We start from the raw sequence: 16,794 nt of genomic DNA, 5'->3' as shown, positions 1-16,794 counted from the left end.
ACTCATTGAAGGAGACCGTATGAGCAGCAAGCTGGAAGGAAAAGTCGCCATCGTCAGCGGTTCGGGACGCGGCATCGGACGCGAGATCGCACTCAAGCTGGCCGCTGACGGCGCCGCCCTGGTCATCAACGATCTCGATGCAGCCGTCGCCGAGAGCGTCACGCAAGAAATCATCGCCGCCGGCGGCCGCGCCACGGCCTGTGTCGGCAACGTCACCGCGCCCGAGTTCGCCGCGCGCTTCGTCGACACCGCGCTCTCCACCTTCGGCCGCCTCGACATCATCGTCAACAACGCCGGCTACACCTGGGACAACGTGATCCAGAAGATGACCGACGAGCAGTGGGATGCCATCATGGACGTGCACGTGACGGCGCCGTTCCGCATCCTGCGCGCGGCCTCGGAGTACTTTCGCCGCGCCGCGAAGGAAGAGACTGAGCAAGGCCAGGAAGTATTCCGCAAGGTAGTGAATATTTCATCGGTGTCGGGCGTGATGGGCAACGCCGGACAAGCCAATTATTCCGCTGCGAAATCTGCGATCAACGGCCTCACCAAGGCGCTGGCGAAAGAATGGGGACGCTATCGGATCAACGTCAACAGCGTCGCCTTCGGCCTGATCAAAACACGCCTGACGGAGGCGACTGCGGGCGACGATGCCACCATCAACATCTCGGGGCAGGAGATCAAGGTCGGCGTCAATCAGCAACTGATGAAGAATCTGGAAACGATGATTCCGATGGGGCGCGCCGGCACGCCGGCGGAAGCGGCGGGGGCGGTGTATCTGTTCTGCATTCCGGAGTCGAATTACATCAGCGGGCAGATCGTCATCTGCGGCGGCGGCCGACCTTAGCAACAATTTCAAATTCTAAAATAAGCCGTCATTCCAGCGTACGCTGGGATCCAGCGTCTTAATCGCCGTTGGATAGGCATTGAACGCCACGGGGTCCCAGCGTGCGCTGGGACGACGGAGGTAAATCCTTGCCGAAACTATGCAACAGCGTCAGCGCTTACCCGCATGTTCCTTGAGCATCTGCTTCGCAATCAGCAATTGCTGAATCTGCGACGTTCCTTCGTAGATGCGCATCACGCGCACGTCACGGTAGATGCGCTCGATGGGATACTCCGCCATGAAACCTGCGCCGCCAAAAATCTGCAGCACGCGGTCAGCCACCTTGCCGACCGTTTCGGTAGCGAACAGCTTGCAGCAGGAGGCTTCCTTGATCACCGGCAGGCCCTGGTCGAAGCGGCGCGCCGTGTGTTCCACCATGCAGCGCGCAGCGAACAATTCCGTTTCCGAATCGGCCAGCATGGCCTGCACCAGCTGATGCTGCGCAATCGGTTCGCCGAAGCTGCGGCGCTGCGTGGCGTAGCTGAGCGCTTCTTCGATCAGGCGCAAGCCGGCGCCGATGGCGGCGGCGGCGATGCCGAGACGGCCGCGGTTCAGCGAGGACATCGCCAGCGCAAAACCCAGGCCAGGTTCGCCGATGATGGCGTCGGCGGGAATGCGGCACTCCCCGAACGTCACGTCGGCTGTATGCGAGCCATGCAATCCCATCTTGCGGTCGGTCTTGCCGATGCTGAGGCCGGGCGCATTTCGTTCGACCAGAAATGCCGACAAGCCGCGATGATCGCGACTCTCCGGATCGGTGCGTGCGATGACAGTGAAGACGTCGGCCGAGGGCGCGTTGGTGATGTAGCGCTTGACGCCGTCCAGCACCCAGTGATCGCCATCGCGGCGCGCGCTGGTGCGCACGGCGGCGGCGTCGGAGCCGCAATCGGGTTCGGTCAGGCAGAACGAGGCGATCATTTCGCCGCTGGCCAACTGCGGCAGGTAGCGTTCGCGCTGCGCATCGCTGCCATAGGTCAGCAGGCCGTGCGAGCCGACGCCGTTGTTGATGCCGATGGCAGAGCGGAACGACAGGTTGGCGCGGCACAGCGCGATCAGCACCGCGACTTCATCTTCCATGCCGAGTCCGAGGCCGCCCCATTGTTCGGGAATGCTCAGGCCGAACAGCCCCAGCGCGGCCATGTCGCTGAGGATGTCGTCCGGCACGCGGCCGTGTTCTTCGACCTGCGCTTCCGCCGGCAGCAGGCGTTCGGCGACGAAGCGTTCCACCGCCGTCACGAACTGGCTGCGCGTCTGCTGATCAAGCGGCATGAATTTTTTCCTTGTTGAGATGTGCTTCGGCGGCGTGCGGCGCAATGTCGGCCTGGCCGAAGTTGAGCACGACGACGTCGCGCTCCGGCACGCTGCAGCGAAACGCAATACGGCCGGCATCGCGCCGCCAGATTTCCGTGCGCAGGGTTTCACCGGGAAACACCGGCGCCGAGAAGCGCGCGCCGATGGATTTGATCTCCAGCTTATGCGGCCAGCAGAGGGTTTTCAAGATAGCGTGGCCGGCCATGCCGAAGGTGCATAGCCCGTGCAGGATAGGGCGGTCGAAACCGGCGCGCTGCGCGACGTCGGGATCTGCATGCAAAGGATTGGTGTCGCCCGACAAGCGGTAGATCAGCGCGGCTTGCGGCAGGATGGGCAGGTCGATGCAAAAATCCGGCGGCGTCTCCGGCAAGGCGACAGGCGCAGGATGCGGCGTATGTGCAGTGGCGGCAGATGGCATGCCTTCCACGCCGCCATCGCCGCGGCACATGGTGGTCATGCGCAGGGTACAGATCGGTTCGCCGCTGGTTTCTTCAGTGACCACACGTTCCTGATAGATCAGTGCGCCTTTGCCCGGCCCCTTGTCGACGATATCGACGATGCGCGTGTCGCCGATCAGGCGTGCGCACACCGGCAGCGGACGATGCAGAATGATTTGCTGCTCGGCATGCACCACGCGCGTCCAGTCGATGCCGGTCTCGGGCAGCTTCATCCAGAAACCGGGATAGGCCAGCACCGCCGCCATGGTCGGCAGCACGCGCAAGCCTTCTTCATAAACGTAATGCAATTCATCGCGATCCAGCGGATTGGCGCCGAGGCCGATGCCCAGCGCATAGAGCATGCAGTCGTGCGGCTTGACGTGCTGCCGCGCGATCGGGATCTTCCAGTGCATCAGCTTGCGATAGTCGATGGTCATGAGGCCTCGTCACATGTGGTGTTCGATTGCGATTGCTTCGGGTACACACGAGAGAACTGCAGGTACATCAGGGCGATGTGGGGGGAATGCCGCAATGCGGCTAAGGAAAATGAAGAATCGTCCTTGACATAAACATACTACTAAGTATGATTAATTAAAGTCAATAAAAATAAATACAGCGAAGCAGACCGCCCTGTGCGCGTCGGTATGGCTTTGCCAGGTTGTGGTTTGCGCATTGTTGCAGCACCGACAGAAACAACGCCGGCAGAAGAACAAGAATCAGAGACGAATCCGAAACAGAGCAGAAACAATCCGGGCATCAAAAAATTAAGCGCATTAAAAAATTACGCGCATTAAAAACTACGATTTATGGCGCAGTGCAGGTAAAGTACACGCGAGATTCACCGTGCGTACGAAGGAGACCATACCGATGCATCATCCAGGAACGTTGATACGTGACATGCTGGCCCGCGGCGGTGCCGTACCGGTGCCTGGCTGCTATGACCCGCTCGGCGCATTGCTGATTGAACAGGCCGGATTTCAGGCCGCCTACATGACAGGATTCTCGCTCGCATCCAGTTACGGCAAACCGGACATCGGCCTGCTGACCATGACCGACATGGTGCAGCAGGCGGCTCGCATTGCCGAGGCCGTTTCCATTCCCGTGATCGTCGACGCCGACACGGGTTACGGCGGCGCGGCCAACATCGCAGAGACTGTGCGCGCCTTTGAAAAAGCCGGCATCGCAGGCCTGCATCTGGAAGACCAGATCATGCCCAAGAAGTGCGGCGCCATGGCCGGCAAGAAACTGGTTCCGAGCGAAGAAATGGCATTGCGCCTGCGTGCTGCACGAGCGGGTCGCAAGAGCAGCGAGTTCGTCATCATCGGCCGTACCGACGCCATGACCATCTACGGCCTCGACGAAGTGATTGCGCGCACCAAAGCGATGGAACGCGCCGGCGCCGACGCCGTCATGGTGCCCTCGCTGAGCACGCAGGCTGAACTCGAAGCGGTCGCCTCCAGCGTCAGGATCCCCGTCATTTATGTTGCCGCCGAAACAGTGCGCCCCAGCTATACGCAACAGCAATTGGCGCAAGCAGGCTTCGCCATGGCGTTGTATCCTTTGTCGCTGATACAGACCACATTCAAGGCGCAGCAAACCATGCTGCGCAGCATGTTCGACGCAGGCGATACTGCGCATCTGATTGACGGCATGGCGAAGTTTGCCGACGTCGGCCGTCTGGTCGGTGTCGAGCGCGCCGCCGCCTTCGACGCGCAGCTGAACGAACCAGAAGCACCTACAGAATCCACCGGGAGCTAGCCGACATGGGCGCCACCATGACGCAAAAAATTCTTGCCCGCGCCAGCGGGCGCGATCCGTTGACCAGTCCTGTCGCGCACGGCGAAATCATCTGGGCCAGTCCCGATCTGGTGACCGCGCCCGAGGTGTCGTTCTCGGCCTACATCAAACGCATCCGTGAAATCGGCGTCACCAGACTGGCGCACCCGGAACGGGTCGCCGTCATCATCGACCACGAAGTACCGGTGCACAGCATCGCCGGCGCCGAACGCAACAAGCTCACCCGCAAGCTGGCGCAGGAATTGTCGGTCGGTCATTTCTTCGACGGCGCCGGCATCACGCATCCGCTGATGGTCGAGCAGGGACTGATCGCGCCCGGCATGTTTGCCGCGGGCGCCGACAGCCATGCGCCCGGCCTCGGCGCGGTCGGCGCCTTGTCGGTGCCGTTCGGATTTGAAGTATCGATGGTCCTGGCCACCGGCCAGATCTGGATGAAGGTGCCGGAAACCATTCGTGTGCGTCTGCACGGCGCCTGCGCACCCGGCGTCGGGGCGCGCGACATCGTGCTGGCGACCATGCAGCAGCTTGACGACGAGGCCACCAGCTATCGCGTCATCGAATATCAGGGCGAAGGTCTGTCGACCTTGTCCGTGCCGGAACGCATGACCATCTGCGGCCTGTGCGTCGACGCCGGCGCCAAGTCGGGCATCGCCGCCGTCGATCAGCGCTGCATCGATTACCTGCGCGAGCATGGCGTGACCGATCCGCAGCCACTCAATAGTGACGACGATGCCGACTACGCCATGACCATCGACCTCGACCTTGCCACGTTGACGCCGCGCGTCTCGATTCCGCCATCGCCCAACCATGTGCGCGAGGCGCAGGCCATGTCGGACATCGTTATTCAGCACGCCTACATCGGCTCCTGCGTGTCCGGCTCGATCGAAGACATCCGTGCCGCCGCCGCCATCCTGCGCGGCCATAAGGTGCATGCCGACGTGAATCTGCTGGTGATCCCGGCGACGCAGCAAGTATTCCAGCAAGCCTTGCAGGAAGGCCTGCTGACCGAACTCACCGCCGCCGGCGCCAACATCTCGCCATCGACCTGCGGGCCATGCTTCGGCGGCATCGCGCAACTGACCGCCGGCGAGCGCCGCATCAGCACCAGCACGCGCAACGATCCGGGCCGCATGGGCAGCAACGAGGCGGAGATATTCCTCGCCAGCGCCATGACGGTGGCCGCGTCCGCCATCACCGGACATATCACCGACCCGCGCAGCTTCGCCAGGGGAGGTGTGCAATGACGACTGAAGTTGCAGGAAAAACCAGCAGCGGCCGCGCCTGGAAATTCTCCAGCGATATCTCCAGCGACCAGTTGATCTCGGCGCGCCATGTCTTTGAATTCGACCCGCGCATGCTGCGCCATCACCTGCTCGCCGAAGTGCGTCCGGAGTTTGCCCAGCAGGCCCAGCCGGGCGACGTCATCGTCGCTGGCCGCAACTTCGCCCACGGCAGCAACCACAGCCATCCCTTTCTCGCGATGAAGGCGCTGGGCGTCGGCCTGCTGGTGCGCTCGCTCTCGCGCGGCCCGTTCCGTCTGGCGATCTTCATGGGCGTGCCGGTATTGATGGTAACGACCGAAGTGCTGGACGCCATCGATGACGGCCATCAGCTCGACATTGATTTCAGCCGCGGCGCGATTCACAACGCCACGACCGGCAAGCAGATGCAGGTCGAACCGCTGTCGCCGTTCCTGCAGGACATCGTCAACGCCGGCGGCGGCCTCGAATTTGTAAAGACGACTTTAGTGACTTGAATTCTCTGTATGATGCGTGACCTTCAGGAGTCAATCAGATGCCAGCCATGTCTATCGTGCGCGACACTTCATTCAGCCAGGAAGCAAACACTCATCTGAACCATCCCGACGATGGTGCTGCCGCCATCGTCGTCGAGGCGCTGGAAAAAACCTATGCCACCCACGACGGCGGCAAGGTGCAGGCGCTCGGGCCGATTTCCGTCACCGTGCCGCAGGGCGGTTTCATGACCATCGTCGGTCCTTCCGGCTGCGGCAAGTCGACACTGCTCAAACTGCTCTCGGGTCTGATTCCGCGTTCCGCCGGATCGATCAAGGTCAACGGTGAAGAAGTGCACGAACCGCATCGCGACATCGGCATGGTGTTTCAAAGCCCGGTGTTGCTGCCGTGGAAAACCGCCATCGACAACGTCCTGCTGCCGGCCAAGGTGCTCGGTCTCGACATGGCCGCCAGCCGTGTGCGCGCCCAAGAATTATTGGAGATGGTCGGCCTGGCCGATTTCGCCGGACGCTATCCCAGCGAACTTTCCGGCGGCATGCAGCAGCGCGTCGCCATTGCGCGCTCACTGATCCACGATCCGTCCATCCTGATGATGGACGAACCTTTCGGCGCGCTCGACGCCATGACGCGCGAAGTGATGAACCTGGAGTTGCTGCGCATCTGGCGCAAAGCAGGCAAGACCATCATCTTCGTCACGCACTCGATTCCTGAAGCGATCTTCCTCGGCACGCATGTGATGGTCCTGTCCAACCGGCCGGGCCGCATCGCCGACCTGGTCGCGGTCGACCTGCCGTCGGAGCGCGGGCTCGACATCATGTCGACCGATGCTTTCGGCGTGTTCAGCAATCGCATTCGCAGCCAATTCAATACGCAAGGATTCATCTGATGGAAAGCGTGCACAACAGCGCGGCCACTACGCAAACGACGCAAACGATGCACACAGCGCAAACGACGTCTGCGCCTGCCTCATTCAGCCTGCGCCGCAAGCTCAAGGCGCGCCCCGAGCTGATCCTGATCCCGGGCGTGTTCGTCGCCGTGGTGGTGATCTGGGAAGCCATCATCCGCTACTTCGAGATCCCGATCTACATCATGCCCGCGCCGTCGAATATCGCGCTGTCGCTAATGAATACCAGCTATTGGGACAATGCGCTCTACACGCTCGGTGAAGCCATGTCAGGCTTCCTGCTGGCGGCGGTGTTCGGCATCGTGCTGGGCGGTTTGATCGCGCAGTTTCGGCTGGCGGAAAAAACCTTGTATCCCTACCTGATCGCCATCCAGACCACGCCGAAGGTAGCGGTCGCGCCGCTGTTCATCATGTGGTTCGGCTTCGGCATGACGTCCAAGGTGATCATCGCCGCGACGATCGCCTTCTTCCCGATTCTGGTCAACGTCATCAGCGGCCTGCGCTCCACCGATCCGGCGCGGCTGGAACTGATGCGCTCGCTGCGCGCAACGCGCTGGCAGATTTTTACGATGGTGCGCCTGCCGGGTGCGCTGCCGATGATTTTCGCGGGACTCAACATCGCGATCATCTTCAGCATCCTCGGCGCCATCGTCGGCGAGTTCCTCGGCTCACGCAAGGGACTCGGCAATGCGATCATGCAGATGAACGTCAATCTCGATACGGCCGGCGTGTTCGCCACGCTGTTTGTGTTGTCGGCGATCGGGGTATGTCTGCATGTGCTGATGGGTATTCTGCAACGCAAGGCTTTGTTCTGGGCTGACAGTTCGAAGATTCCAACCGTATAGAAACCTGTCCGCAATCCTGCTGCGAAGCCATGATCCGGCGTCGGGCGGTGCTCGGAATCCTCACGTACCAGAGTACGTTCCAGGGTTCCGCAACTGAGCTCCGCTCCGTCCGTCACCGGCTGATGGCTTCTCGCTACAGATTGTGAGCAGGTTTGATAAGAATAAAAATCGGAGACGAACTGATGTAGCCACCACTTGACGGGAGGCAGCATGAGTAGCTTTTCCTTGAAACCCTTGTCCTCGGCGCTGGGTGCGGAGGTGATCGGCATCGACATGCGCAGGCCGCTGGACGCCGAGACGGTGCAGGCGCTGACCGATGCCTGGCATCGCTACATCATCCTGCTGTTCCGCAATCAGCCGCTGACGTTTGAAGAGCACATCGCCTTCAGCCGCAATTTCGGCGCGCTCGACGATCATGCGGCGGTTCCCCGCTTCCGCCATCCTGATCATCATGAGATCCTGCTGGTCACCAACTTCGAATCCGGTGGAAAACGTCTGGCAGTCGGTCGCCAGTGGCACTCAGATCTGTCGACCACCACGCGTCCGGCCAAAGGCTCGCTGCTGCATTGCGTGGAGTTGCCGGATGTCGGCGGCGACACCATGTTCTGCAATATGTACAAAGCGTGGGAGAGTTTGTCGCCGACCTTGCAGTCCATCCTCGATGGCCGCAATGCGCTGCACGACATGTCGGTGGCGCGCGAGACCCGGCTGCGGCGCACCAGTGAAGAACTGGCCGAGATCCGCCGCCGCAATCCGCCCGTGTACCAGCCGATCGCGCGCGTGCACGACGGCAGCGGGCGCAAGGCCTTGTATGTCAGTGAAATGACGTCGGTATCGATTGAGGGAATGACAGAGGAAGAGAGCCGGCCGCTGCTGCAATATCTGTACGACCACAGTGTCGTGCCGGAAAACGTCTACCGCCATCGCTGGGAAATCGGCGACACCATGATGTGGGACAACCGCAGCGCCATGCACATCGCGCTGTCCGATTACGATCACAGCCAGCGCCGCATCATGTATCGCACCACCTTGCTCGGGCAGCTCTCGGGACGGATCGCGGAGCCGGCCGCCGAGCCGGAAAACATTACGCTTGCGGCAGGATCTCTTGCAGCTTCTCAACCGGCCGGCATAGCCGCGTCCCCAATGGCGTGACGACGATAGGGCGGTTGATCAGGATCGGGTCTTCCAGCATCAGATCGATCAACTGCTCGTCGCTCCACTTGGCGTTGTCCAGATCCTTCTCGTCGTACGAGGTGCCGCGGCGGCGCATGATGTCGCGCACCGGCTGGCCGTTGTCGGCGATGATCTTCTTGAGTGTGGCGCGGTCGGGCGGCGTCTTCAGGTATTCGATCACTTGCGGCTCGATACCGGCGGCGCGGATCATTTCCAGGACGTTGCGCGAGGTGCCGCATTTGGGGTTGTGATAGATCGTGATGTCGGACATGGCGATAGGCCTAAGAGGGAATCGGATCGGGAAGTATACGTCATGCCGTCATACCTAACGCCAACATCGCACTACCGTCCCGCCTGCGGCGAGAACCATTTTTCCAGCCACCCGATCAGCGCATCCCATTGCGCCGCATCGCCCACAAAACCAAGATAGCAATCGGGCCGCGCGACATGCAAATGGTAAGAGCCGAACAGGTTCCTGAATTCGCGGTCCTGCCCTTCCGCCAGCGCCGCTGCGATATGCCGTACCGTCAGCACGCCGTCCCAGCGGCGCAATTGTTCACGCCAGTCCGGCGGCAGAATCGGCGCCGACGGGCCTTGCGCAATCAGCAGCGTCAGACGTGAGGGGTCGAGCAGCGCATACAGATTGCCTTCGCGGGATTCATCAGTGCTGTTGTTATGTTCCCACGCAATCACGTCGATGTCGGGCAAGCGATCGCCGCCGTGCAAGCTGCCGCCTGCGTCATGCGTGGCCGACAGCGGCCGGTCGCGGTAGTCGATATTGATCTCGCTGATCAGCCGCGTGGCGGTGTCCTGAATGAAGTCGATATTCAGCGCTAGTGGTGCAATATGCGTCACCAGTCTATGCAGCCATGTACTGCGCGAATTGAGCACGTCGGTGGCCGCTTCGGTGCGCGTGACGATATTGCGTATCACCGGCAGGCGGTCTTGTTCATAGGTGTCGAGCAGCGCCGTGCCGGCCTTGCCTTGCAACACCAGCGCCAGCTTCCAGCACAGGTCGATCATGTCCTGGATGCCGGTATTCATGCCCTGGCCGCCGGCCGGACTGTGGATGTGCGCGGCATCGCCGCCGAAGAATACGTTGCCTTGCCGCAGCGTCTGCAGCATGCGGCTGTTGATGCGGAAGTGTGAACTCCAGACGATATTGCTCAGTGTCGCCGGGACCGGCGAATGCGCATCGTAGATCGCCTGCAATTGCGCCAGCGTGGGCGGATCGCCCGGGATGTCGCGCACCAGATCGCCGTCGTGTTGGCTGTCTGCATCCGGCTCGATGGCGATCATGCGGAAATGTCCTTCCGCCAGCGGAAACATCGCCAGAAAGCCGTGATCCGAAATGAAGATCGACAACTGGTCCGACGCGATTTCGCCGTCCACATACAAGTCGGCCAGCGCATACGTGGGTTTGAGCGACTTGCCTTCAAACGCGAGCTTGAGCGCATGGCGCGCGCTGCTGTGGGCGCCTTCGGCACTGATCAGCGCCGCTGCCTGCATTTGCTCGATGCGTCCGTCGGCATGGCGCAGTTCGGCCAGCAGGCCGCTTTCCGGAGTGGGTGGTTGCGACTGCACGAAGCCGATCAGTTCCACGCTGCGTTCGATCTGCACGCCTTGCAGCGCCAATTGCTCCGTCAGCAAACGTTCCGTTTCTGCCTGAGATAACAGCAGCACGTAATTGTGTCTCCCGGGAATCCGGCTCAGGTCAACCGTGCCCAGCAGCTTGCCGCGACCGTACAGGCTGCCTGCATGCGCCTTGTTGCCCGCCGCCAGCATCTTGTCAGTCAGACCACGTTGTTGCAGCAACTCCAGCGTGCGCGCCTGTACCGCCAGCGCGCGCGATGTCGTCGACGGTGCTGCCAGCTTGTCGATCAGGCGCACCGGTATGCCCTGCCGGGACAATTCCATGGCGGCGGTGAGGCCGGTAGGGCCGGCGCCCGCGATCAGTACAGGATGATGTCGAATCGTCATTACTATTCTCCGGAAGTGGATAGCAACTGAATGAAGCAGCGGCGGCGCGTGCATTGCCTGATGAGATCGTGTGACTTCGATAATCTCGCACAGTTTCTTCCGCGCTGATGCAAAAAAGTACCCGTCCCGTGCCGAACCAGTAAAATGCTGACTTCGACCGGCACCGGCGCCGCTTTTTTTCGGCCCTTTTCGGTTCTTTTGACTCACTCTCCCCCTCAGCATGGACACCATTCTCGCTCTCAAAGCGCTCATCATGGGCATCGTAGAAGGCCTGACCGAATTTCTACCTATTTCTTCCACCGGACATCTGATTCTTGCAGGCAGCCTGCTGCATTTCGCCGGTCCGGCGTTTCCGAAAGAGAAAGTCGACGTTTTTGAGATCGTCATCCAGGCCGGCGCCATCCTCGCCGTGTGCTGGGAATACCGCGCGCGCATCGCCTCGGTGCTGGGCGGCCTGTTCAGCGACCGCAAGGCGCAGCGCCTGGTGATCAACCTGATCATCGCTTTTCTGCCGGCGGCCATCCTCGGCTTCCTGTTCAGCAAGAAGATCAAGGCCGTGCTGTTCGCACCGGTGCCGGTTGCCATCGCCTTCATCGTCGGCGGCCTGATCATCCTGTGGGTGGAGCGCCGCAACAAGGGCAACATGGGCTATTCCTCGGCGCGCATCGATTCGGTGGACGACATGACGCCGCTGGATGCCTTCAAGGTCGGCTGCGCGCAGGCTTTTGCGCTGATCCCCGGCACCAGCCGGTCCGGCGCCACGATCATCGGCGGCATGATGTTCGGCCTGTCGCGCAAGGCAGCGACCGAGTTCTCCTTCTTCCTGGCGATTCCGACGCTGTTTGCGGCCACCATCTATTCGCTGTACAAGGAACGCGCCTTGCTCAGCGCCGCCGATGCGCCGCTGTTCACCATCGGCACCGTGGCAGCGTTCATTTCCGCTTTCCTGTGCGTGCGCTGGCTGCTGCGTTACATCAGCTCGCATGACTTCACCGTGTTTGCCTGGTACCGCATCCTGTTCGGCCTGGTGATTCTCGGCACCGCCTATAGCGGCGTGGTCGCCTGGGTTGAATAAGTAAATAAGTAAAAAAGGAAGCATCGTGGCAAATGCATGCAGCGCCGGTCTGGATATCGGCTTCGCCTCTCTGGATTATTTGCAGATCGGTTTTCTCGGCATCGTGCAGGGCATCACCGAGCTGTTGCCGATTTCTTCCACGGCGCACATGCGCATCGTGCCCGCGGTATTGGGCTGGCATGATCCCGGTTCGGCGTTTTCGGCGGCGATGCAGCTGGCGGCGCTGGCTGCGGTGGTCAGCTATTTCTGGCGCGACGTCTCGGCCGTCACCACCGGCAGCATCGCGGCGTGGAAGCAGCGCGATTTCAACAGCCCGATGTTCCGTCTGGCCGTCGCTATCATTCTGGCGACGATTCCCATCGGCATCGCCGGACTGGCCTTGTCGCACGTACTCAACGCCTGCGGTTCGCCGCTGCGCAGCCTGTCGGTGATCGGCTGGTCGTGTATCGCCATGGCGGTTTTGCTGGCGATTGCCGAACTGGCTTGCCGTCATCGCCGCACCGTCGATGAAATGCGCCTGCGGGACGCGCTGATTGTCGGCATTGCCCAGGTCGGCGCACTGATTCCGGGCGTGTCGCGTTCAGGTTCGACGCTGACTGCGGCGCTGTTCCTCAATTTCAAACGGGAAGAAGCGGCGCGCTTCTCCTTCCTGCTCGGTTTGCCGGCGATCGCGCTGGCCGGCCTCAAAGAACTGGCTGTGCTGTGGCATGCGCATATTCCGCTGCAGGCATGGTCGCTGTTGTTGTTCGGCATTGTGGTCGCGAGCGTTTCGGCGTTTTGCGCGATCTGGGGACTGATGAAATTCCTGGAGCGTTTCTCGACCTGGCCTTTCATTGTTTATCGCGCCGCACTCGGCGTGTTTTTGCTGGTTGCGGTCAGCAAGGGATTCTTGCAATAAATGTCTGAAATTGTGTCAGAACGCGTCCAGGAGCAGCAGACCAAAGCGCTGCACATCCTCGAAACCGTATTCGGCTATTCGTCGTTCCGCGGCCAGCAGGCCGAGATCGTCCAGCACGTGGTGCAGGGCGGCGATGCGCTGGTGCTGATGCCGACCGGCGGCGGCAAGTCGCTGTGCTATCAGGTGCCGGCGCTGGTGCGCGACGGCGTGGGCGTGGTGGTGTCGCCGCTGATCGCGCTGATGCAGGATCAGGTCGATGCACTGGCCGAAGTCGGCGTGCGTGCCGCCTTCCTCAATTCCACCCAGACCTTCGATGAAGCGATGCAGATCGAGCGGCGCGTGCGCAGCGGCGATCTCGATGTCTTGTATGTCGCGCCCGAACGCCTGATGACGCCGCGCTGCCTCGATCTGCTGGAAGCAGCGCACATCTCGCTGTTCGCCATCGACGAGGCGCATTGCGTGTCGCAATGGGGCCACGATTTCCGTCCTGAATACATCAAGCTGTCGGTGCTGCACGAGCGTTTTCCCAACGTGCCGCGCATCGCGCTGACGGCAACCGCCGACCAGCAGACCCGCGAAGAAATCATCCACCGCCTGCAGCTCGAAGACGCGCGCCAGTTCGTGTCGTCCTTCGACCGCCCCAACATCCGCTACCAGATCGTCGAAAAGGCGAACGGCCGCAAGCAGCTGCTCGACTTCATCGAGAGCGAGCATCCCGACGACGCCGGCGTGGTGTACTGCCTGTCGCGCAAGAAGGTTGAAGAGACCGCCGAGTTCCTCAAGCAGAGCGGCATCAACGCGCTGCCGTATCACGCCGGCATGGACTACGCCAAGCGCACCGCCAACCAGTCGCGCTTCCTGCGGGAAGACAAGATCGTCATGGTCGCCACCATCGCGTTCGGCATGGGCATCGACAAGCCCGATGTGCGCTTCGTCGCCCACCTCGATTTGCCCAAGAGCATTGAAGGCTATTACCAGGAAACCGGCCGTGCCGGGCGCGATGGTTTACCCGCCAACGCATGGATGGCATACGGCCTGCAAGACGTGGTGCAGCAACGCCGCATGATCGCCGAGTCGGAAGCCGACGAAACCTTCAAGCGCGTGCTCGGCGTCAAGCTCGACGCCATGCTCGGCCTGTGCGAAACCCTGCATTGCCGCCGCGTGCGCCTGCTCGACTATTTCGGCCAGCACGGCCAGCAAGCCTGCGGCAACTGCGACATCTGCCTGTCGCCGCCGGTCTCCTTCGACGGCACGCTGATGGCGCAAAAACTATTGTCGACCGTCTATCGCGTCGAGCAGCGTTTTGCCGCCGGCCACGTGCTGGAAGTCTTGCGAGGCATTGATGGCGAGCGGGTGAAACAATGGCGTCACGACCAATTGTCGGTGTTCGGCATCGGCAGCGAGTATGGCGAAGCCGAATGGCGCGCCGTACTGCGCCAGGTCATCGCACTCGGTTTGCTGACCGTCGACCATGAAAACTACAGCTCGCTCAAACTGACTGAAGAGGCCAAGCCGGTGTTACGCGGCGAGCAAAAAATCCAGCTGCGCCAGTACCAGAAGCCGGTCAAGCCGAAACGCACCTCGTCCAAATCCAATTACACCGAAACGGATTTGTCGACCGAAGAGCAGACACTCTTCGACAAGCTGCGCTGGTGGCGCGTCGAGACTGCGCGCAAACACAACGTGCCGGCCTACGTCATCTTCCATGACGCCACCATGCGCGAAATCGCCAAAGCCAAGCCCTCGTCGCTCGACGATCTGCGCGGCGTCACCGGTGTTGGCGAAAAGAAACTGGAGACTTACGGTACGGAAATCATCGCCCTCATTCAGGAGATTTCAGGAAATACCTGAGTGACATACCCTGTGGTACGCATCATGCTTTGCCGTTAATGGATATAGTGTTAACAACCGGGTCGCGAGTCGGTTGAAGACCGCTGTTGCAGGCACCTATATTTCCGCGCAAACACAAGCATGGAGGGTATATGAAGCTGACCGATCTCAGGATAGGCACACGTCTCGGTTTGCTGGCGGCATTGCTGCTGCTGGCGACCATCTTCGTCGGGATGAGGGGCTGGATGACGCTCAACGAGAGCTTCGACCAGAACACGCAGGCGATGCAAAAAGCCGGCACCATCGAGAAGGCCATCGATTCCGCGCGCAGCGCTCAGGTGCAATTCAAGATCCAGGTGCAGGAGTGGAAAAACACCTTGCTGCGCGGCAAAGACCAGGAATCCTTCACCAAATACCGCCAGGCCTTCATCGACGAAGGCAAAGCCACCGAAGCCAATCTGGCCAAACTCAACACCTTGCTGCCCGCGCTGGGCATGCCGGTCGACAAGCTCAAGCAGGCGCAGCAGGCGCACGCCGATCTTGGTGTGAAATACCTCGCCGCCCTCCAGAAGGAATACAAGCCGGAAGACCGCGACAGCGTCGGCCGTGTCGATGACGCCGTCAAAGGCGCAGACCGGCTGCCGACGCAGATGATCGACGACATCGTCGCCGACGTGCGCAAGTCGGCCGACAAATTCCGCGAAGAGATTGCCATCGACGCCCAGGCCGACTACCGCGAAGCGCGCATGACGCTGGTGATTTCCATCGTCCTGTCGCTGGTGCTCGGCAGCATCGTCACCTTCTGGCTGGTGACCAGCATCACGCGTCCGCTCAACACCGCCGTCATCATTGCGCAGACGGTCGCCGCCGGCGATCTGCGCTCGGAAGTCATCGTCAGCGGCAAGGACGAGACCGCCCAACTGCTGCAAGCGCTCAAAGACATGAACGACAACCTGGTCGGCATCGTCAGCGAAGTGCGCACCGGCACCCACACCATCGCCACGGCATCAACCGAGATTGCGCTGGGTAATCAGGACTTGTCGTCACGCACCGAAGAACAGGCCGGCTCGCTGGAAGAAACCGCCGCCTCCATGGAAGAGATCACCTCCACCGTGCAAAAGAATGCCGAGAACACGCATCAGGCCAACAAGCTCGCCGCCGATGCCTCGGGTGTAGCCGTCAAGGGCGGCGAGATGGTCGCCGCGGTAGTCGACACCATGAATGCCATCGAGCAAAGCTCGCACAAGATCGTCGACATCATCGGTGTCATTGACGGCATCGCCTTCCAGACCAACATCCTCGCGCTCAACGCCGCCGTCGAAGCAGCGCGTGCCGGAGAACAGGGCAGAGGCTTCGCCGTGGTTGCATCAGAAGTGCGCACGCTGGCCCAACGCAGTGCAACCGCAGCCAAAGAGATCAAGGAGCTCATCGGCGACTCCGTCACCAAGATCAACACCGGCAGCAGCCTGGTCGGCAATGCCGGTCAGACCATGCAGGAGATCGTCGGTGCCGTGGCGCAAGTCGCTGCCATCATGGACGAGATCACGCGCGCCAACCGCGAGCAAAGCGCCGGCATCGACGAAGTCAACCGCGCAGTCGTGCAAATGGATATGGTCACGCAGCAGAACGCCGCGCTGGTGGAAGAGGCCGCCGCCGCTGCAGAAAGCCTGCAGGATCAGGCGGCCAGTCTGGCGCGCGCAGTGAGTGTGTTCAAACTGCGCGACGGAGTTGTCTGATTGAATGAGCGCTTCGGAACGTATTCAAAGTCCGTAGCGAGAGGCCATCAGCTGGCGGCACCCGGAGCACAGCTCAGTTGAAATCCTTGGAGTGTACTTGGGTACATGAGGATTTTGAGCACCGGACGCTCATTGGCAACATCACAGATCATGGCCTCGCAGCAGGAC

At 61.2% G+C, this 16,794-nt stretch carries 14 protein-coding genes and 1 pseudogene; 11 read left to right on the top strand and 4 right to left on the bottom strand.

Annotation, left to right across the window (positions count from 1 at the left end; all coding sequences use genetic code 11):
• Window positions 1-19 precede the first annotated feature (19 nt).
• Entirely contained in the window at window positions 20-847 is an 828-nt protein-coding gene (locus AC1RN6_RS14855) for an SDR family NAD(P)-dependent oxidoreductase (protein ID WP_493006209.1), read from the top strand.
• Window positions 848-997: 150 nt separating this feature from the next.
• On the opposite strand, the gene AC1RN6_RS14850 is transcribed toward AC1RN6_RS14855, so the two are convergent.
• Complete coding sequence (locus AC1RN6_RS14850; protein ID WP_493006208.1) at window positions 998-2,155, bottom strand: acyl-CoA dehydrogenase family protein; 1,158 nt, start codon at window positions 2,153-2,155, stop codon at window positions 998-1,000.
• Window positions 2,145-3,071 carry a MaoC/PaaZ C-terminal domain-containing protein gene (locus AC1RN6_RS14845; RefSeq protein WP_493006207.1) on the bottom strand — a complete coding sequence of 309 codons (927 nt, stop codon included), beginning with the start codon at window positions 3,069-3,071 and terminating at the stop codon, window positions 2,145-2,147. The genes AC1RN6_RS14850 and AC1RN6_RS14845 overlap by 11 nt, the downstream gene beginning before the upstream one ends.
• Before the next feature lie 430 nt (window positions 3,072-3,501).
• On the opposite strand from AC1RN6_RS14845, the gene AC1RN6_RS14840 reads away from it, so the two are divergent.
• From AC1RN6_RS14840 to AC1RN6_RS14815, 6 genes are all read left to right on the top strand, one after another.
• Window positions 3,502-4,392: an isocitrate lyase/PEP mutase family protein gene (locus AC1RN6_RS14840; protein ID WP_493006206.1), complete on the top strand. Its 891-nt coding sequence runs from the start codon at window positions 3,502-3,504 to the stop codon at window positions 4,390-4,392.
• Window positions 4,393-4,397: 5 nt separating this feature from the next.
• Window positions 4,398-5,675, top strand: a complete 1,278-nt coding sequence (locus AC1RN6_RS14835) for a 3-isopropylmalate dehydratase large subunit (protein WP_493006205.1) — start codon at window positions 4,398-4,400, stop codon at window positions 5,673-5,675.
• Entirely contained in the window at window positions 5,672-6,187 is a 516-nt protein-coding gene (locus tag AC1RN6_RS14830) for a LeuD/DmdB family oxidoreductase small subunit (protein ID WP_493006204.1), read from the top strand. The genes AC1RN6_RS14835 and AC1RN6_RS14830 overlap by 4 nt, the downstream gene beginning before the upstream one ends.
• Window positions 6,188-6,225: 38 nt before the next feature.
• Entirely contained in the window at window positions 6,226-7,071 is an 846-nt protein-coding gene (locus AC1RN6_RS14825) for an ABC transporter ATP-binding protein (RefSeq protein WP_493006203.1), read from the top strand.
• Window positions 7,071-7,934: an ABC transporter permease gene (locus AC1RN6_RS14820; RefSeq protein WP_493006202.1), complete on the top strand. Its 864-nt coding sequence runs from the start codon at window positions 7,071-7,073 to the stop codon at window positions 7,932-7,934. The genes AC1RN6_RS14825 and AC1RN6_RS14820 overlap by 1 nt, the downstream gene beginning before the upstream one ends.
• A 210-nt stretch (window positions 7,935-8,144) precedes the next feature.
• Window positions 8,145-9,086 (top strand): TauD/TfdA dioxygenase family protein, encoded by a 942-nt coding sequence (locus AC1RN6_RS14815; protein ID WP_493006201.1) that lies wholly within the window; start codon window positions 8,145-8,147, stop codon window positions 9,084-9,086.
• On the opposite strand, the pseudogene arsC reads toward AC1RN6_RS14815, so the two are convergent.
• Window positions 9,025-9,378, bottom strand: a pseudogene (arsC, locus tag AC1RN6_RS14810) (arsenate reductase (glutaredoxin)); the annotation flags it as partial. The gene AC1RN6_RS14815 and the pseudogene arsC sit on opposite strands and share 62 nt — an antisense overlap.
• Window positions 9,379-9,449: 71 nt before the next feature.
• On the bottom strand, window positions 9,450-11,087 hold the full coding sequence (locus tag AC1RN6_RS14805; RefSeq protein WP_493006200.1) for an FAD-dependent monooxygenase: 1,638 nt from the start codon (window positions 11,085-11,087) through the stop codon (window positions 9,450-9,452).
• Between the two features lie 220 nt (window positions 11,088-11,307).
• Between AC1RN6_RS14805 and AC1RN6_RS14800 the strand changes: the two genes are divergently transcribed.
• The 4 genes from AC1RN6_RS14800 to AC1RN6_RS14785 all read left to right on the top strand — a co-directional run bounded on the left by AC1RN6_RS14800 (window position 11,308) and on the right by AC1RN6_RS14785 (window position 16,626).
• On the top strand, window positions 11,308-12,162 hold the full coding sequence (locus AC1RN6_RS14800; RefSeq protein WP_493006199.1) for an undecaprenyl-diphosphate phosphatase: 855 nt from the start codon (window positions 11,308-11,310) through the stop codon (window positions 12,160-12,162).
• A 25-nt stretch (window positions 12,163-12,187) separates the two neighbouring features.
• Window positions 12,188-13,060 (top strand): undecaprenyl-diphosphate phosphatase, encoded by an 873-nt coding sequence (locus AC1RN6_RS14795; protein WP_493006198.1) that lies wholly within the window; start codon window positions 12,188-12,190, stop codon window positions 13,058-13,060.
• Window positions 13,061-14,911, top strand: coding sequence for a DNA helicase RecQ (recQ, locus tag AC1RN6_RS14790; RefSeq protein WP_493006197.1), 1,851 nt, complete (start codon window positions 13,061-13,063; stop codon window positions 14,909-14,911).
• Window positions 14,912-15,042: 131 nt separating this feature from the next.
• The gene (locus AC1RN6_RS14785) at window positions 15,043-16,626 is read left to right on the top strand and encodes a methyl-accepting chemotaxis protein (protein ID WP_493006196.1); all 1,584 of its coding nucleotides are present in this window, start codon (window positions 15,043-15,045) and stop codon (window positions 16,624-16,626) included.
• Window positions 16,627-16,794 lie beyond the last annotated feature (168 nt).

The sequence above is a fragment of the Herbaspirillum sp. GW822-FHT03A08 genome (genome assembly GCF_058801885.1).
The sequence above is the reverse complement of the archived record's forward strand: the minus strand, read 5'-3'. Positions and strand labels throughout refer to the sequence as shown.